This is a genomic window from Pseudomonas sp. MF08875 (genome assembly GCF_059862525.1).
In genome coordinates this window covers 31,024-48,911 of record NZ_JCBCUW010000011.1, presented here as the reverse complement: position 1 = coordinate 48,911, position 17,888 = coordinate 31,024, and the positions used below count along the sequence as shown (strand labels likewise).

15 protein-coding genes and 1 pseudogene are annotated in these 17,888 nt (G+C 64.4%); 5 read left to right on the top strand and 11 right to left on the bottom strand.

Annotated features, from left to right (window positions below):
- Positions 1-20: 20 nt before the first annotated feature.
- From AC19YT_RS08510 to AC19YT_RS08485, 6 genes are all read right to left on the bottom strand, one after another.
- Entirely contained in the window at positions 21-1,340 is a 1,320-nt protein-coding gene (locus tag AC19YT_RS08510; RefSeq protein WP_500610103.1) for an OprD family porin, read from the bottom strand.
- Between the two features lie 228 nt (positions 1,341-1,568).
- On the bottom strand, positions 1,569-1,793 hold the full coding sequence (locus AC19YT_RS08505) for a hypothetical protein (RefSeq protein ID WP_095106096.1): 225 nt from the start codon (positions 1,791-1,793) through the stop codon (positions 1,569-1,571).
- A 133-nt stretch (positions 1,794-1,926) separates the two neighbouring features.
- Entirely contained in the window at positions 1,927-3,288 is a 1,362-nt protein-coding gene (locus tag AC19YT_RS08500) for a heavy metal sensor histidine kinase (RefSeq protein WP_500599625.1), read from the bottom strand.
- The gene (locus tag AC19YT_RS08495; protein WP_095106099.1) at positions 3,281-3,955 is read right to left on the bottom strand and encodes a heavy metal response regulator transcription factor; all 675 of its coding nucleotides are present in this window, start codon (positions 3,953-3,955) and stop codon (positions 3,281-3,283) included. Before AC19YT_RS08495 ends, AC19YT_RS08500 begins: the two co-directional genes overlap by 8 nt.
- Positions 3,956-3,963: 8 nt before the next feature.
- A complete protein-coding gene (locus AC19YT_RS08490) occupies positions 3,964-7,065 on the bottom strand; it encodes a multidrug efflux RND transporter permease subunit (RefSeq protein WP_500599624.1) in 3,102 nt (1,033 codons plus the stop codon).
- Positions 7,062-8,231 carry an efflux RND transporter periplasmic adaptor subunit gene (locus AC19YT_RS08485; protein WP_500610102.1) on the bottom strand — a complete coding sequence of 390 codons (1,170 nt, stop codon included), beginning with the start codon at positions 8,229-8,231 and terminating at the stop codon, positions 7,062-7,064. The genes AC19YT_RS08490 and AC19YT_RS08485 overlap by 4 nt, the downstream gene beginning before the upstream one ends.
- 212 nt (positions 8,232-8,443) lie before the next feature.
- Here AC19YT_RS08485 and AC19YT_RS08480 point away from each other — a divergent pair, with 212 nt between their 5' ends.
- The 3 genes and pseudogenes from AC19YT_RS08480 (at position 8,444) to AC19YT_RS08470 (ending at position 10,581) form a co-directional block, all read left to right on the top strand.
- Positions 8,444-8,695 (top strand): hypothetical protein, encoded by a 252-nt coding sequence (locus AC19YT_RS08480; RefSeq protein ID WP_095106102.1) that lies wholly within the window; start codon positions 8,444-8,446, stop codon positions 8,693-8,695.
- A gap of 302 nt (positions 8,696-8,997) precedes the next feature.
- A pseudogene (locus AC19YT_RS08475) lies at positions 8,998-9,279 on the top strand (PAS domain-containing protein); the annotation flags it as partial.
- 198 nt (positions 9,280-9,477) lie between these two features.
- Positions 9,478-10,581 (top strand): methyl-accepting chemotaxis protein, encoded by a 1,104-nt coding sequence (locus tag AC19YT_RS08470; RefSeq protein WP_500610121.1) that lies wholly within the window; start codon positions 9,478-9,480, stop codon positions 10,579-10,581.
- Positions 10,582-10,595: 14 nt separating this feature from the next.
- On the opposite strand, the gene AC19YT_RS08465 is transcribed toward AC19YT_RS08470, so the two are convergent.
- From AC19YT_RS08465 to AC19YT_RS08450, 4 genes are all read right to left on the bottom strand, one after another.
- Positions 10,596-11,339: a YkgJ family cysteine cluster protein gene (locus tag AC19YT_RS08465; protein WP_500599620.1), complete on the bottom strand. Its 744-nt coding sequence runs from the start codon at positions 11,337-11,339 to the stop codon at positions 10,596-10,598.
- 92 nt (positions 11,340-11,431) lie between these two features.
- A complete protein-coding gene (locus AC19YT_RS08460; protein WP_500610101.1) occupies positions 11,432-11,749 on the bottom strand; it encodes a hypothetical protein in 318 nt (105 codons plus the stop codon).
- 117 nt (positions 11,750-11,866) lie between these two features.
- Complete coding sequence (locus AC19YT_RS08455; RefSeq protein WP_500610100.1) at positions 11,867-12,391, bottom strand: GNAT family N-acetyltransferase; 525 nt, start codon at positions 12,389-12,391, stop codon at positions 11,867-11,869.
- The gene (locus AC19YT_RS08450; RefSeq protein ID WP_095106109.1) at positions 12,346-13,248 is read right to left on the bottom strand and encodes a chemotaxis protein CheV; all 903 of its coding nucleotides are present in this window, start codon (positions 13,246-13,248) and stop codon (positions 12,346-12,348) included. The genes AC19YT_RS08455 and AC19YT_RS08450 overlap by 46 nt, the downstream gene beginning before the upstream one ends.
- Positions 13,249-13,510: 262 nt before the next feature.
- On the opposite strand from AC19YT_RS08450, the gene AC19YT_RS08445 reads away from it, so the two are divergent.
- Both AC19YT_RS08445 and AC19YT_RS08440 read left to right on the top strand, forming a co-directional pair.
- Positions 13,511-15,133, top strand: a complete 1,623-nt coding sequence (locus AC19YT_RS08445; RefSeq protein ID WP_500610099.1) for a hypothetical protein — start codon at positions 13,511-13,513, stop codon at positions 15,131-15,133.
- Positions 15,130-16,239 carry a hypothetical protein gene (locus AC19YT_RS08440; RefSeq protein ID WP_500610098.1) on the top strand — a complete coding sequence of 370 codons (1,110 nt, stop codon included), beginning with the start codon at positions 15,130-15,132 and terminating at the stop codon, positions 16,237-16,239. Before AC19YT_RS08445 ends, AC19YT_RS08440 begins: the two co-directional genes overlap by 4 nt.
- 68 nt (positions 16,240-16,307) lie before the next feature.
- Here AC19YT_RS08440 and norR read toward each other — a convergent pair whose 3' ends face one another.
- On the bottom strand, positions 16,308-17,855 hold the full coding sequence (gene norR, locus AC19YT_RS08435; protein ID WP_500610097.1) for a nitric oxide reductase transcriptional regulator NorR: 1,548 nt from the start codon (positions 17,853-17,855) through the stop codon (positions 16,308-16,310).
- Between the last annotated feature and the right edge of the window lie 33 nt (positions 17,856-17,888).

The following is a 17,888-nucleotide window of genomic DNA, read 5'->3' as shown; positions in this document are numbered from 1 at the left end:
TGGCCTTTCAGTGGCGCGGATTACATCAGATCAAGGGGGTAATCGACAATCACCCGGTACTCGTGCGTGTCTTGGTCCAGCGAGCCGTAGCCGTTGCCGCCCCGGTGGGTGGCCCATTGCAGGTGCACGGCCAGGTCCTTGGCGGTGCCGCCCTGGACCACGTACTGCACGTCGAAGTCGCGCTCCCAGTGCTTGGCGTGGCGGCCGTCAGCGTTGTACCAAGTGGCGCCGTAGCCGGCGCTTTGCGGGTCGACTTTGCTCAGGTCCAGCTCGCCGCGTGAGTAGCTCACGGCCCCCGTCAGGCCCGGTGCGCCTACGCCGACAAAGTCATAGGCGTACTTGAGTTTCCACGAGCGCTCGTTGGGGCCGTTGAAGTCTGAATACTGCTGCGAGTTATCGAGGAACACGCTGTCGCCCTGGTTGATGTAGTCGAACGGCGTGTTGCCGTTGACCCGCTGATACGCCGCCGTGACGCTGTGGCCGGCCACCCCCAGCACCAAGTGCAGGCTGTAGGTGTTGTTGTCGATGGCGCCCAGCAGCGCCTCGCCGGTGTCCTGGGTGTGGTAGTAGTGCAGGCCCGGGTTGAGGCTGACGGCGTCGCTCAACTGCCAGGTGTAATCCAAGTCGTAGTAGTACTGGTTCCAGATGTCCTTGAGTTCGGCGGCGTAGAGGCTGCTGGTCAGGTTAGGCACCGCGCTCCAGGCCACGCCGGCCCAGTTCAGGTGCTGGCTGTCGCGGTGGTCGGGCAGGGTGCCGTAGGACGTGCCAATGCGGCCGTGGCCGCTCTGGTTGTAGAGCTTGGTGAAACTGGCCTGGCCGCCTTCGATCAGCACGCCGTCGAGGTGGGTGTTGCGCAGGCTGAAACCGCGAAAGGTCTGGGGCAGCATACGGGTCTCGCCGCCGGCGATGACCGGGTTGCTGAGCAGCAGGTCGCCGGCCTTGAGTTCGGTGTCCAGGGCCCGCACTTTCAGGGCGCCGCCGGCGGTAGAGAACGCGCCCGGGGCTTTGCCGTTGCCACTGCCGCTGGGCAGGATGCTGGAGCCGTCGGTGCCACCACCGCCGTCGAGCTTGAGGCCGAGCATGGCGTGGGCGTCCAGGCCGAACCCGACGCGGCCCTGGGTGAAGCCGGATTCAAACACCCACAGCAGGCCCTGGCCCCATTCGATATTGTCGTCGGCGCCCTGCAGGCGATTGCGGTGCATGTAGTAGTTGCGCGCATTGAGCGTGAGGCTTGCGCCGTCGGCGAAGCCTTCGCCCGTTGTGTCGTCAGCCTGGGCCGAGGTGCCCAGTGCGGCGGCCAGGGCCAGCCACAGGGGGCTGAGTTTGAGAGTGAGGCTCACAGGGGTAAAAACTCCTTGGGTAATTATTTTTTTAGGGCCACAGATGACTTGTGGGAGCGGGCCTGCCTGCGATGAGGCCGTGTCAGCCACTGGAGAGGCTGGATACGAGGCGCCCCGGCCCACCTTTTGGCCCACGAAAAAAAGCCGCTAAACAGCAGCGGCTTTGGCTGACAACCGGGCGGGGGAAGAGCCCTGCCTGGCGTCGGGGGAAACAGTCGGGTGGGGCGATCAGCTGTCTTTGTGCGCCGGGTCTTGGGCCGGGGCGGTGGCGCTGTGCTGCGGTTGTTCGGCGTCGCGGGCCTTGGCGGTCAGTTCGGCCCGGGATTTCTCGTAAGCCTCGGCGCGGGCTGCGTTTTTCGCAACAAAGGCGACCGACTCTTCGGCCATCACCAGGGGTGAGAGGAACAACGACGACAGAGCGAACGCGCTGGCAATACCCATTACATTGGACATCTTGAAGACCTTCTTGCAGAGCAAGTGCTATTTGGTGTGAGCAAATTAGCGGTGTTGGCGGCCGGGAAACAGAGCAGATCGCATAAAGGACTGTTGCGTCATCGGCAACAGTGTGGCGGGCAGGGTGCCAGGCTTACGCCGGCAGATAAATACCAAAGGTATTGATACCGCCCTCGCTGCGCACAAACACATCACCGCCGTGCATCAGCGCAATGGCTTTGACGATGGCCAGCCCCAGGCCATGGTTGGCGCCGCTGTTGCGGCGTGAGGCATCGACCCGGTAGAAGCGCTCGAACAAGCGCGGCAGGTGTTCGCCGGCAATGGCCGGGCCGGGGTTGGCCACGGCGAGGGTCACCTGGTGTTCGCCGGCCTCGATGCGCACCTCGATCACCTGCCCGGCGCCGGTGTGCTGCACCGCGTTGTTGAGCAGGTTTATCAGGGCGCGGCGCAAGTGGGCGGTTTCGATTGGCACCTGGGCGTCGCCCTCCACCTGCACCCGCACCTGGGCGTCTTCGAGGATGAAGTCCAGGTAGTCCAGGGTGGTGGCCACCTCGCTGGCCAGGGACGCGGTGGTGAGCTGGGTGGCTTTGCTGCCCTGGTCGGCGCTGGCCAGGAACAGCATGTCGTTGACGATCGAGCGCAGGCGTTCCAGCTCCTCGAGGTTCGATTGCAGCACCTCGAAGTAATGCTCGGCCGAGCGCCCGCGCGTGAGCGCCACTTGGGTCTGGCCGATCAGGTTGGTCAAGGGCGAGCGCAGTTCGTGGGCGACGTCGGCATTGAAGGACTCCAGGCGCGAGTAGGCCTGCTCGACCCGTTCCAGGGTGGCGTTGAAGGCGCTGACGAACTGCTTGAGTTCCGGTGGCAAAGGCGACAGTTGCAAGCGCCCGGACAGGCGTGGCGGCGCCAGGCGTTGGGCTTCGTGGGAGAGTTTTATCAGGGGCTTGAGGCCAATGCGTGCTACCCAGTAGCCCAGGGCCGAGGCCAGCAGCACGCCGACAATCGCCAGGCTAACCAGGGCGACGAGCAAGTGGTGTTGGGTCTGGGAAAAGGTCTCGGTGTCGATGGCGATCAAAAAGCGCAGCGGCGGGCGTTGCTCTTTGGCCGGCAACTGGCTGACCAGCACTTTGAACGGGTAGGCGTGGCCGGGCAGGGTGAGGTCGCGCATGCCCAGCGGGCCGTGGGCGAAGGCGCGCACGCGGGCGTCGGGGGCGCCGTATTCGTAGGCCGGGTCGGCGCTGACGGCCCAGAAGCGGATGCGTTTGTCTTCTTCGCTGAGCAACTTGAGCTTGGCGCTGACCTTGCCCCAGTGCTCGGCGTTGCCGTAGCGGCCCAGGGTGGACTCGAGCACGCTGTAGCGCGCGTCCAGTTCCGCTTCGGGCAACAGGCCCAGGCCCTTGTCCACTTGCAGGTACAACGCGCCGCCAATGAGCAGGAACACCAGCAGCGCCACCAGGGTGAACAGGCCACTGAGGCGCAGGGCGATGGAATCAAACACTGCGGCTCTCCAGCACGTAGCCCATGCCGCGGATGGTGTGCAGTAACTTCTCCTCGAAGGGCCCGTCGAGCTTGGCCCGCAGGCGTTTGATCGCCACCTCCACCACGTTGGCGTCGCTGTCGAAATTGATGTCCCAGACCATCTCGGCAATCGCGGTCTTGGAGAGGATTTCGCCCTGGCGCCGGGCTAGCACGCTGAGCAGGGAAAACTCCTTGGCGGTCAGTTCCAGGCGTTGCCCGGCGCGGGTTGCCTTGCGGCTGAGCAGGTCGATCCACAGGTCGGCGATGCTGATCTGCACCGGTTCGTGGCCGCCGCTGCGCCGCGTCAGGGCTTGCAGGCGCGCCACCAGTTCGAGGAAGGAAAAGGGTTTGCCCAGGTAGTCGTCTGCGCCCTCGCGCAGACCGCGAATGCGGTCTTCGACGCGCTCGCGGGCGGTGAGCATGATGACCGGCGTCTGCTTGCGCGCCCGCAGCGCCCGCAGCACACCAAAGCCGTCGAGGCCGGGGAGCATGACGTCGAGCACGATCACCGCGTAGTCGCTGCCCAGGGCCAGGTGCAGGCCCTCGATGCCGTCGCGGGCGACGTCCACGGTGTAGCCCTGTTCGGTGAGGCCGCGGTGCAGGTAGTCGGCGGTTTTTTCTTCGTCTTCGATAATCAGGACGCGCATGACCCGCCTCAGTCTGTGGTCGCCAGGGCCGCGTTGGGTGCGGGCATAGGCCGATGGAATAGCCGTTCGAGGGCCAAGTATATGACCGGCGTGGTGAACAGCGTCAGCGCCTGGCTCACCAGCAGGCCGCCGACCACCGCAATACCCAGGGGCTGGCGCAGCTCGGCGCCAGGGCCGGCACCGATCATCAGCGGCAAGGCGCCGAGCAGGGCGGCGAGGGTGGTCATCATGATCGGCCGGAACCGCGTCAGGCAGGCCTCATAGATCGCTTCTTGCGGGCTCAGGCCCCGGTTGCGCTGGGCGTCGAGGGCAAAGTCGATCATCAGGATGCCGTTTTTCTTGACGATGCCAATCAACAGCACCAAACCGATGAGGGCCATGATGGAAAAATCCTGGCCCCACAGCCACAGCATCAACAGCGCGCCGAGGCCGGCCGAGGGCAGGGTGGAGATGATCGTCAGCGGGTGTACGAAGCTCTCGTAAAGCACGCCGAGGATGATGTACACCGCCACCAACGCAGCGAGGATCAGCCAGGGTTGGCTGGCCAGGGAACTCTGGAACGCCTGGGCCGCGCCCTGGAAGGTGCCGATCAGGCTGGCGGGCATGCCGATCTCATTTTTCGCCGCATCGAGCATGCGCACCGCATCGCCCAACGCCACGCCGGGGGCGAGGTTGAACGACAGGTTGGCGGCCGGGAACATGCCGTCGTGGGCGATGGACAGCGGCCCGACACGCGGCGCCTGCACCGTGGCCAGGGCCGACAGCGGCACCATCTCGCCGGAAAGGGGCGAGCGCAGGTAGAAGTAGTTCAGGCTTTCGGCCTTGCCCCGTTGTTGCGCGTCCAGTTCCAGGATCACGTTGTACTGGTTGGTTTGGGTTTGGTACTCGTTGACCTGGCGCTGGCCGAAGGCGTCGTACAACGCCTGGTCGACATCGCTGGCGGTAAGGCCGAAACGCGCAGCGGCGATGCGGTCGATGTCGATGTGGGTGATGCTGGCGCCCAGTTGCAGGTCGTTGGACAGGTCGCGAAAGGCCGGGTTGGCCCGCAGTTTTTCGCTCAGGCGTTGGGTCCAGGTGTTCAGCGTCGGCCCGTCGTTGCTCTTGAGCACGTATTGGTACTGGCTGCGGCTGGGGCCGGAGCTGAGGTTGATGTCCTGGCCGGCGCGCATGTACAGCACGATGCCCGGCACCTTGGCCAGTTGCGGGCGGATGCGGTCGATGAACTGGCTGGCGGACACGTCGCGCGCGCCGCGCTCCTTGAGGGCAATCCAGAAGCGTCCGTTGGCGATGGTCTGGTTGCTACCGGTGACCCCCACCGAATGGGAAAACGACTGCACCGCCGGGTCGGCGCCGACGATCTTCGCCAGCTCGCGGTGCTTGGCCACCATGTCCGGGTACGACACATCGGCCGCCGCCTCGCTGGTGCCGAGGACGAAACCGGTGTCCTGCACCGGAAAAAAGCCCTTGGGGATCAGCACATAACCGGCCACTGCCATGGCCAGGGTCAGGCCGAAAATTCCCAACATCAGCCGCTGATGGGCCAGGGCCTGTTGCAGCCAGCGGTCGTAGCCGGCCAGCAGGCGTTCGCCGAACCCCGGCGTGGCGTGGGCGTGGTGTTTGGGCGCGCCCATGAACAGCGCCGCCAACGTCGGCGCCAGGGTCAGGGACACCACCACTGAAATCAGGAGGGTCGCGGTGGCGGTCAGGGCGAATTCCTTGAACAGCCGCCCCACCACGCCGCCCATGAACAGCAGCGGAATAAACGCCGCCACCAGGGAAAAACTGATGGACACCACGGTGAAGCCGATCTCCGCCGAGCCCTTGATCGCCGCCGCGCGCCGGCCCAGGCCCGCCTCCAGGTGACGGTGGATGTTCTCCACCACCACAATCGCATCGTCCACCACAAAGCCCACGGCAATGACGATGGCCACCAGGGTCAGGTTGTTCAGGCTGAACCCCATCACGTACATCAGGGCAAAACTGGCCACCAGCGACACGGCCAGCACGCTGGAGACGATCAGGGTCGCCGACCACTGGCGCAAGAACAGCGCCATCACCGCCACCACCAGCAGCACGGCGATCAGCAGGGTCAGCTCCACTTCATGCAGGGAAGCGCGGATGGTCTTGGTGCGGTCCGACAGCACCGCCACCTCGACCGACGCCGGCAGCATGCTTTGCAGGCGCGGCAGCTCGGCCATGATCCGGTCCACGGTGGCGACAATATTGGCCCCCGGCTGGCGCGAGATCACCAGGTTGACCCCCGGCGTGTCCCCGGACCAGGCCTGTACATAGGCGTTCTCGGCGCCCTCAACCACCCGCGCCACGTCGCGCAGTTGCACCGGCGCGCCGTCCTGGTACGAGACGATCAACTCGCCGTACTCCTGGGGGTGGAACAACTGGTCGTTGGTGGACAGGGTAGAAATGCTCGACGCGCCGTACAGCGCGCCCTTGGCCAGGTTCAGGCTGGCCTGCTGGATCGCCACGCGCACATCGGCCAGGGTCAGGCCGATGGCCGCCAGTTTGTCCGCCGAGGCCTGCACGCGGATCGCCGGGCGTTGCTGGCCGGTGATGTTGATCTGGCCCACGCCGTCGATCTGGCTGATTTGCCGGGCCAGCAGGGTTTCGACGTAATCGCTCAACTCGGTGCCGGGCATCTGGCTGGAATTGATGGTCAGGATCAGCACCGGGCTGTCGGCCGGGTTGACCTTTTTCCAGGTCGGCAGGCTCGGCATGTCGTCGGGCAGTTTGCCGGCGGCGGTGTTGATCGCCGCTTGCACCTCTTGCGCGGCGGTGTCGATGCTCTTTTCCAGGGTGAATTGCAGGGTCAGGTTGGTCGAGCCCAGGGCGCTGGTGGAAGTCATCTGGGTGATGCCGGGGATGGCGCTGAACTGCACTTCCAAAGGCGTGGCCACGGAGGAGGCCATGGTGTCCGGGCTGGCGCCGGGCAACTGGGCGCTGACCTGGATGGTTGGGAATTCCGCCTCGGGCAACGGCGCGATGGGCAGCCGTGGGAAGGCGATCAGGCCCAGCAGTACCAGGGCGAACGTCAGCAGCAGGGTGGCTACTGGGTGGTCGATGCACCAGGCCGACACCGAACCCCGGCCCGTCATGGCGCCACCTGCGCGGCGGCGGTTTCGATCACCGGGGGCGGCTCAGTGAGCACCTCGATTTTCGAGCCGGCCTTGAGCCGTGACTGGCCGTCGCTGACCAGCACATCCCCAGCGTTCACGCCTTGGAGGACGGTCTGCTGGCTGTCTTGGTACAGCACCTGCACCGGCACGGTTTGCACCGCATCCCCCGTTACCCGGTACACAAAGTGCCGCTCCAGGCCACGCTGCACCACGCCGGGCGGCACCACCAGGGCGGCCTTGTCCACGGCGGTCTGGATTTTCAGGGTCACCAACTGCCCCGGCCACAGGCGGTGGCTGTCGTTGGCAAATTGCGCCTTGGCCCGCAGGGTGCCGGTGTTGGCGTTGATTTGGTTGTCGATCAGGCTCAGTTGGCCCACCGCCAAACGCTCGCCACTGAGGTCATCGGTATCGGCGCCGAGAAAGGCGCTGACGGTGGCGCGCTCCTGGGCGTCGATCAGCCGTTGCAGCGTCGGCAACTGCTGCTGGGGCAAGGAAAACTCGACGCCAATGGGGTCGATCTGCGTCACCGAAAACAGCCCCTGGGCGTCGCTCATGCGCAGCAGGTTGCCTTCATCCACCGTGCGAATGCCCACGCGGCCAGTGACCGGCGAGCGGATCTGCGTATAGGAAAGCTGCACCTGCGCCGCATCGATGGCGGCCTGATTGCCCTGGGTGGCGGCCTTGAGCTGGCTGACCAGAGCCAGTTGCTGGTCGTAGGTCTGCTTGGACACGCCATCGTCGACGCTCAGCAGTTTGTAGCGCTTGAGGTTGACCTGGGCCACCTGCAGCTGCGCCTGGCTCTCGCCCAACTGGGCGCGGGCCTGGTCGAGGCTGGCGCGGATGGCGCGGTCGTCCAGGGTCGCCAGCAGGTCGCCGGCCTTGACCCATTGCCCTTCCTTGACCAGCAAACGGGTGAGGGTCCCGTCGATCTGCGGGCGGATCACCACGCTGTGCAGCGACAGCACCGAGCCGATGGCCGTGACGTAACGCGGCACATCGCGCTCCACCACGCTCACCACCCGCACCGGCACCGCACTGGCGGCGGCGCGCTTGGCCGGCGCCGGGCGGTCGAGTAGCCACAAGGCCAGGGCGGCGAGCACCATCAAGGCGATGGCGAGCAACAGGGGTTTCTTCTGGATACGCATGCTTATGGAACGCCAGAGCAAAGGGTCGAGGGGGCAGTGCCGTACTTATAACCGCTGGCGCCGGTCAGCACCGTGACCGCCAACTGACAGAGCTGACAGGTTCGCGCCGATCATCGGTGCAAGGCGCCCGTCCAACAACCCTGGCACGCAGGTATACTGGCGCCTTTCGCGGCCCGCCAGTGGCCCGACCCACTGCCTGCACCGGAGCTTCCATGACTTCCCGCACGTCCCCGCCCGTGGCCACCGCCCCGGACGCCGAACCGGCTGACCTGACCCCCGAGGCCCAGGCCGACGCCGACGGCCAACCGTCCATCCCTGCCTTCAAGTTCCCGTTCAAGCCAGGCGAGTTGGCCGGCGCGAAAAAAGCCGACCAGCCCTGGTACAAGAACGGCGCCAAGAACGGCCACACCAAGACCCCCGGCGCCGCGCCTCCCGGCACCCGCCGCTCGATGGGCAAGCGCTGAGCCCCACGCTCATCCGCCATCACACAGGAGCAGCACTCGGGTTGCTCCGCTACCGTGCGCAGCACAACGCCGAGTCGAAACCTTGGCGTCAAGCAACCGCCAATACCGCCCCTGCCCGACGCAACCCTTGCCACGGCTCACTTTCGCCCAAGCCCTCGTAAATTCACGCCGTTGCGGGCGTCTGCAATACGACTTTAGTGGCGATTTAATTGCACAGAAACTGAGCCAGATCAAAATTTGTGCACTCAGTGCGCTTAGAGTCAGCAGCCCTGCCGACCCCTGACAAAACGAGCGCGCAAGCCATGAAGATCAATTTGCCGGTGACCGGGCGCAATGTGGACTTTGCCCCGGACGCGAACATCCTTTCGACCACCGATCTCAAAGGCGCGATCACCTACGCCAACAAGGACTTCATCGACATCAGCGGCTATGGCCGGGAAGAGTTGCTGGGCTCGCCGCACAACCTGCTGCGCCACCCCGATATGCCGCCCGAGGCGTTCGAGCACCTGTGGGCCACCCTCAAGGGCGGCAACTCGTGGATGGGCATGGTGAAAAACCGCTGCAAAAACGGCGACCACTATTGGGTCAGCGCCTACGTCACCCCGGTGACCCGCAACGGCCAGGCCGTGGAATACCAGTCCATCCGCACCAAGCCCTCAGCCCACCAGATCGAGCGCGCAGAGCGGGCTTACACGCGCATGCGCAACCCGCGTTCCTCCTTGCGCCAGTTGACCCCGGTGTTGGGCCTCAAGACCCAATTGTGGTTGATGCTGGCCGCGCTGATGACCCTGGTGCTGGGCGCCGGCACCTGGCTGGCGGCGTTCTCGCCGTGGCTGGCGTTGCTGGCGTTGGGCGCGGGCCTGGCCCTGGGCGGCGTGGGCATGCACCTGCTGCTGCGGCCCCTGGACCGCATCACCCAGCGCGCCCGCCGCATTGGCGATAACCCGTTGAGCCAGCGCATCTATGCCGGGCGCAGCGATGAACTGGGGCAGATCGAATTCGCCTTCCAGATGCTCGAAGCCCAGGTCGGCGCGGTGGTCGGACGCATCGGCGACGCCTCGCAGCGCCTGGCTGGGCACGCCGCGGAGCTGGTGGAACACCTGCAAAGCAGCCACACCAGCACCCTGGCCCAACAGGCCGAAACCGACCAGGTCGCCGCCGCCATCCACGAAATGGCCGCCAGCGTGGCGCAAGTCGCCGGCCACGCCCAACGCGCCTCCCAGGCCGCCGACCAGGCGGGCAGCGAAACCCTTGAAGGCCATCACCTGGTGGGCGAAAGCCGCAGCGCCGTGCTGTTGCTGGCCACCGAACTGGCCAACGCCACCGAAGTGATCCACCAACTGGAAAGCCACAGCACCGAGATTTCCGGCGTGCTGGAAGTGATCCGCAGCATCGCCGAGCAAACCAACCTGCTGGCCCTCAACGCCGCCATCGAGGCCGCCCGCGCCGGGGAACAGGGCCGCGGCTTCGCCGTGGTCGCCGACGAAGTGCGCGGCCTCGCCCAGCGCACCCAGCAATCGACCAACGAAATCCAACGCATGATTAGCACCTTGCAAACCGGTGCCCGCGATGCCGTGGTAGTGATGCAGCAAAGCAGCCAACACGTGGAAAACAGCGTCGACCAGGCCCAACGCGCGGCGACGGCGTTGGACGGCATCAGCCGCCGGGTCAAACAGATCACCGAAATGAGCGTGCAAATCGCCTCGGCGGTGGAAGAACAAAGCGCGGTCAGCGAAGACATCAACCGCAACATCATCAGCATCCGCAGCGCCTGCGAAGTCACCGTCACCGCCGGCCAGCAAAGCCACGTCAACTCCGGCGACGTGGCAGGCCTGGCCGGGGACCTGCGCATGCTGGCGCAGGAGTTTTGGCATAAGCGCCACTGAGGCGCGCGCTGCCGTTACGCCGCGCGCAGGGAAATAAACGCGTAGTTGAGCGGGGTTTCCCGGGTGACTTGGGCGCCGGTGGCTTGGACTTGCGCGGCGATGTCTTCGCCCGAAACGTGGAATTGCCAGGGCTGGGCGGTGGTCGCGGCGATGTGTTCCGGGGCCATGGCGTTGGCGAAGGCGGCCATGTCGGGCAGGTAGGCGGTGAAACCGTCGCCCTTGAGGGCGGTGGTGTGGATGCCCAGTTGCTGGCAGATGGCTTGTTTGCTGTGGATATCGTCGCGGTCGGCCTGGCGTGAACGTTGGATCAGGGCGGCCAGTTCCGGGTCTTGCAGTTCGCCGCCGAGGATCAGTTGCGGGCCTTGTTCCCAGGCTTCGCTGGGGCAGTCTTTGGCGCTGGGCGCCAGGGCGATGTGCGGGTTGATTTCCATCGGGTAGATACGGCACACCAGCGGGCGGCGCTGGTAAATGCGGCATAGCTTGTCTTCGTCCAGGTTGCGGCACGGGCCGACATTGAACGCGGCGAAGGTGATGGCGACAAAGGCCTCGGTGGCGCCGCTGGGTACCTGGCAGGAGCGGCGCTGGGCGTGTTCGCGTTGTTGCGCCACCAGGCCCAGGCCGGTGCCGAGAAAACCTTCGACCAGAACGATGATGCTGCCACCATCGGCTGCCCATTGGCGGGCTTCGTCCAGGGTCAGGGGGACGTGGTGGTCGGTGCAGCATTTGCCGCAGCCGACGCAGGAAAACTGAGTGTTCATGACTGGCTTGGGTGCCTCTCGGAAAGCAGCGCCGTGACGGGATTATGTCGCCGTCACAGCAGAGCGAGTGGCTCAAGCAAGGAGTACGCCAGTCACTGCGCCTTGCGGATCGAATCCCATTCGGTGACATAGGCTGTCTTACTTTTTTTGTGATAGAGGCACAGTTCGCTGCCTTTGCGCCCCTTCATATGCTTCTGCGGATACTGGCCTTGCAATAGCAACGCGGTATAGCCGACCCGGTCGTCGAACTGCGCGGGTGCGCCGACGGGGCTGGTTTTAATCAGGCCGCTGGCCTTGGTACAGGCACTGAGCACGGCTTTGTCGTGGGCGGCCCAGGCGTTGGGGCTGGCGGCGTGGGCCTGGAAGGTGAACGCCACAAGGGCGAGCAGAGGCAGGGTGCGGATGTTCATGGCGCGGGGCTCCTTGGCAAAAAAACCGAGTATGCCTCAACGGCATTTTGTAGAAAGCGGGCTCGCCCGCGCAGGGGGAAAGCAGACTTTTACGGCCGCTACGCGCCCGCTTGCTACCTACAGCCGTACCGGGGTGGGGCTGGGTACGGGGGCCATGCCGGCCCGTTGGTACAGGCGCCGGGCGGGGTGGTTGTGGCTCAGCACCTGGAGGTCCAGGCAGGCTTCGCGGCGTTGCTGCAAGACCTCGAAGGCGTGCAGCAGCAGGGCGTGCCCCAGGCCTTGGCGGCGGGCGCGGGGGTGCACGGCGAGGTCTTTGAGGTAGGCGCTGGTCCAGCAGTGGGCCACGCCGACTACACCGTGGCCGTCGCAGGCGATAAAACACAGTTGCGGGTCATATTCGGCGTCGGTGGCAAAGCGTGCCTGCCAGATGGTGAGGTCGGGCATCGGCTCGCTGTCGCCCTGGTGGCTGAGGCGCAGCAGTGCGTGTACAGCGCCGGCCAGTTCCGGGCAGTAGGTGCGCAGGTGCACGCCCACCGGCCACTGCGGCGCCGGCAGCGGCCCGCGCAGGTCGCGGCGCAGCAGCAGGGCGGGCAGGCTCAGTAGCCTTGTTGGGCCACGGTTTTCGCGGCGGTAATCAGGCATTGGGTCAGTTCGGGCGAAGAGAACTTGGTCAGCACCGCATTGGCCCCGGCCACCCGGGCCTTTTCGCTGTTCATCGCGCTATCGAGGGAGGTGTGCAGCAGCACATAGAGGTGGGCGAAGTCCGGGGTTTCACGCAGGGTGCGGGTGAAGGCGTAGCCGTCCATTTCCGACATTTCGATGTCGGAGACGATCAGGTTGATCTGCTCGGCCGTGCCTTGCAGTTCCAGCAGGCAGTCGATGGCCTCTTTGGCGCTGCGGGCGGTGTGGCATTGCAGGCCGAGGTTGCGCAAGGTATGCACCGACTGTTGCAGCGCCACCTGGCTGTCGTCCACCACCAGGATGCGCGCGTTGCCCAGCACTTCGGCGTCTTCCATGCTCAGCTCGGTAGGGGCCATTTCGATCTGGGCCGGGGCGATGCTGTGGATAACTTTTTCGATGTCCAGCACCTGCACCAGGTTGCCGTCCACCTGGGTCACCCCGGTGATGTACGAGCGCACGCCGCCGGCGCCATAGGGCGGCGGGCGGATGTCGGTGGTCAGGCAATGCACGATCTTGCTCACGGCCTGTACATGCAGGCCTTGTTTGGAGCGGCTGATGTCGGTGACGATCAGGCAGCCGCCGTCCGGGTCCACCAGGGGCCGCTCGCCGAGGGCGCGGCTGAGGTCGATCACCGACAGCGAAGTGCCGCGCAGGGTGGCGATGCCTTTTACGTGGGGGTGGGATTCGGGCAACTTGGTCAGCGGCGGGCAGGGGATGATTTCGCTGACCTTGAGCAGGTTGATTGCCATCAGCTTGCCACTGCGCAAGGTAAAGAGCAGAAGCGAAAGTGAATCTGCGCGGGCATGAGTGGTGGCCATATGAACCTTCTGTGAAAAGTGGCGTGCATTTTAATGCCGCCAAAAAACTATCGTTGACGGGTTATCGACCCATTGTGGGCAGGCTTTAGCGTAGTAGGGCCAGGTTTGTTTCGGTGGTGGCCATGCTGCCACGCCTACGGCCCTCACTGCGTCGGTTATAAGTTGTCGTAGGCCGATTCCCACCAATCGCGTCCGTTTGGTCTGATTTCGCGCAATAAATTGCCTCGCTAGCATCGCGTTTTGTCCTGCGCGAGTGCGTGCCATGCCGCCATCCTCTACCCCAGAACCCACTGTTCCCGCCGACAACATGCGCGTCGCCCTGGCGTACATCACCGGCGCCCCGGAAAAACTCTTCGACGCCAGTGTCGATACCGCCCTCTGGGTGTGGGAGGCGATCCAGGGGGATTTCAACCAAGACCGCAGCACCGGGCAAATCGCCTTCGACGCGGCGATTTCCATGGTGCCCTTGGTGGACCAGGTCTGCGACATGCGCGACTTGGTCGCCAACTGCCGCGAACTGCAAAAAGACCAAAGCAACACTTGGGCCTGGGTCGGCCTGTGCCTGACCCTGATCGGCCTGTTTCCGGTGCTCGGTTCCCTGGTCAAGGGCGTGCTGAAAATCTTCTTCCTGTTTATCCGCCGCTCCGGTGGCCATGCCGTGGAGCAGGCCGTGGACGAGGCGATGACCTGGGTCATCACCCTGCTGCGTAAAAAGGAAGTGGTGAAGTATTGGCGTGGCATGAAATGGGGCCAGGTGTTCCAGACACTGGCCGACGCCATCAAAAAGGTGCGCAACCAGATAGAGGTCTTGAGGTTGCTGCACGCCTTCGACCGGGGCATTGGCCTGCTCAACACCTTGCTGGGCAAAGTCAAATACGTCCCCGGGGCCGCCGCCAAGGCCGAACAAACCCTGAACATGGTCAAGGCCGTGCGTTTGCAAGCCAATGCCCATATCGGCAAAGCCCTGCAACCGATACGCGACGCCCTCGACATCGTGATCCGCCGGTTGGAGATGGAAGACCTGATGCAGCATCGGGCGATCCTGAACACGGTGAATGTGCACTTTCACGGCGGATTGCCCGAGGCTCGGGCGGTGAAATTGATGCGGGATGCGAAGCCGTTGCCGGGGTGGTTGAGTCGGGGGAAGCCGGGGGAGTTTCGGCCGTTGGAATACTCTAAAGAAATAGAAAAGATCAAAGAGAAAGCTAGGCAAGGCTTTCCCAACCTCGATGATAAGCAGATCAGAACCTTCGCAAAGGGATTGGAGGCAGTTGAACTGGTCGGTCCTCTACGCCTTTACCGCATCATAGGCCCCGGCAGTGTCGCCAGCGCCCAGGACTGGGTCACGGAAGCCGTGTTCAAGCAAATCATGGATTCAGCCAACCCCAAATCTGCCTGGCGCAAGTACCTGGCGGTGTGGCCGGACTGGAACGTCAATGGCCAGTTCGTGGTGTACGAACTCAAGGCCGGGGAAACCCTCAAGGTCTGGAAAGGCCCTGCGGCGTCCCAAGTCAAGGATGGGGAAATGGAACTAGGTGACCGCTATCTGGAAGGCGGCTGGGAGCAAATCAAGTTCGATTCCAAGTTCATCCGTAATAGCGCCGGCGAAAGTACCGCTGAAGCCTTCGACACCCTGACCTACTACCGCGTGGATCGCCAGACCGGTCGCATGGAACCTGCCCCGGACATGAACTACGAGCGTTACAAGAACCTGTCGCCACAAGAACAGGAGTTCTATGAGTGCCTGCGTGAAAAAATCAATCACCCCGCCATCAGCGGCCCCTTTGATACCACCTGGGGCATGACCGACTTTGATACCCAACTTAATAACGTGCGCCTCGGCCTGCCCAACTTACCCGGCCAAGTAACGGAGTTTAAAAAATGAATCCGCTTTATCCGATGACCCCGACTTATCACCTGTCTCTTTGGCAAAAACGCCAAGCGGCAATGCTCTATTACTACTCGTCGCAAAGTTACTTGGACGCGTTGTTGCCGAAAATCGAGGAGCTGATCGTTATGGCTGAGATGCTTCTAGAGCGGCGCTCTATTCTCGACCCCCTGATGGTCAGCGAACGCTGGGGTATACGCGATACTGCAGCCAACTGGAGCACCGGCGGTTTTCCGGCTTTGATTGCCTATCGGCAAAGCACGATGTGGCATATGGCTAAACGCGCCGACCAGTGCTACGGCATCACGGGAACCAATCAATGCGCCCATATGCTGGGCGAACTTTCGATGCAATGGGCCACTGCAGAGCAGGAAAACGAGTTTCGCGAGCGGGCCAACGAGGTATTTTCCTATGGGTTTAAAATAGATGGTGTTGTATGGCGCAACTGGGATGACATCACCTTCTGGTATATCTGGAAAGACTGCAAACAGCACTTCCCTCAATTACCAAAGTTCAAAGTTCATCTGGATATTGAAGGTGAGACGGGAAGAGTACCGATCCGCACGGGTGTGTACCTCCCGCAGGATGATCCTCATGGTGCTTTGCAGTTCGGTTGGACCGGAGGCGGTGAGGGGATGTGGAAGTCTCTTGAAGAGTGCCAAACATTCAACGACATCGGGCTGGACGCCTTGAACGCAGTTGGGCGAGCAGGCCTGTGGGGCGATGATATCGGGTTATTGAACTTTGCTCGGCAAAGTAAATACGCCAGTGTGTTCCCTAACATTGAACATCCGGCCCGCCACGAAATAATGGATAAAGCCTTCACCGAACGCCCCTGCAAGTGGTACTTCGTCGAACTTCTCGAAGGCGAGTTTGAAGACAGCGACCCCGACGCCATGGCCGACGCGCCCGGCAGTGAGCCGCAGCACCCGCCGCGCAAAGCCAGCGGTGAGCCTTGCCCCCACGCCGGTTGGTGGTTCAGCCCCGCCCGTGAAGGTTCGCGGCAGTATTTCCGTGATGGCGCAATTTTTCCCAAACTGGAAGGCGACTACGGCTACACCTTCTGGCTCTGGAGCCCGGACCAGTCCAGGCCAGCACTTTGATCGTTAAATGCAGGCCAGGCGAACCCGCTTGGCCCGAGGCAACATCAGCCCCTAGACCCACCCAAGCCTCATTTAAGCCCCAACCGCTTGGCCATGCGCCCCAGGTTGGCCCGGTCCAGGCCTAGCTCACGGGCGGCGCTGGCCCAGTTGTGTTGGTGGCGGTCCAGGCAGGCGCTGATGAGTTGGCGCTGGTACTGCTCGGTAGCCTGGCGCAGGTCGGCGCCGGGTTCGGCAGGGTGCGGGGTGACGGGGGCGGGGGCGCGGGGGGCGGCTACGCTGGGCAGGTCCAGGTCGGCGGCGCTTAGGCTGAGGATTTTCGGGCGTTCGCGGCCGTTGCCCAGGGCCTTGAGGGCGCTGCGGCCGATCAGGTGTTCCAGTTCGCGCACGTTGCCCGGCCAGGCGTAGGCCAGCAGCGCGGCTTGGGCGTCGCTGGTCAGGCGCAGGCTGCCCAGGCCCATGCGCGAGCGGTTTTGCTCCAGGAAGAAACCGCTGAGCAGCAGCACATCGCGGCCGCGTTCGCGCAGGGCCGGGACCCGCAGCGGGTACACGCTCAGGCGATGGTAGAAGTCGGCGCGGTAGCGGCCATTACGCACTTCGGCGGCCAGGTCGCGGTTGGTCGCGGCGATCAGGCGCACGTCCACCCGGTGTTCCTTGTCTGAACCCAGGCGCTGCAACTGGCCGCTTTGCAGCACCCGCAGCAGCTTGGCCTGCACGCTCAGGGACAACTCGCCCACTTCATCGAGAAACAAGGTGCCGCCATTGGCTAGCTCGAATTTGCCGCGCCGGTCGCTGGTGGCCCCGGTGAAGGCGCCGCGCACGTGGCCGAACAGCTCGCTTTCGACCAGGGTGTCGGGCAGCGCTGCGCAGTTGAGGCTGATAAGCGGTTTGTCGCGCCGTGTCGAGGCCGTGTGCAGGGCCTGGGCCACCAGCTCTTTGCCGACGCCGGTTTCGCCGCTGATAAGCACCGTCAGGTCGCTGCCGCCCACCAGGCTGACTTCTTCGAGTAGGCGTTTGTGGGCCTTGCTTTGGCCGATCATTTCCCGGGGTTGCTGGCCGCTGGCCTGGCGGTAGACCTCGGCGCGCTGGTGTTCGTCCTCGGCGCGCAGGGCCAGGCGTTCGATGCGCTCGGCGGCGCTGACGGTGGCGGCGGCGAGGCTGGCGAAGGCGTGCAGGTCGCTCAGGGGGATGGCGTCGAAGCGCCGCGGGTCGAGGGCGTCCAGGGTCAGCAGGCCCCAGGGGCGTTCGTCGATAAACAGCGGGCAGCCCATGCAGTCGTGTACGTGCAGCGCTTCGTCCAGGCCATGGACGAGGCCGTCGTAAGGGTCGGGCAACGGGCTGTCGCTGGCGAAGCGGGTGGGGCCCGGGCCTTCGAGCAGCGCGGCGAACCGCGGGTGCTCGCTGATCTTGAAGCGCCGCCCCAGGGTGTCCGGGCTCAAGCCGTCCACCGCCAGGGGCACCATCCATTCGCCGTCCAGGCGCAGTAACGCGGCGGCATCGCAGGGCAGCAAGGCGCGCATGGCCTCGAGCAGGCGCCGGTAGCGCTCGCTTTCGGGCAGTTCGCGGGACAGGTCGGCCACCAGGGGCAGCAGGGTGGTGAGCAGGGTAGTTGCGGTCATATTGACTCCGTGTAGTCGCAGTGACTATAAGGC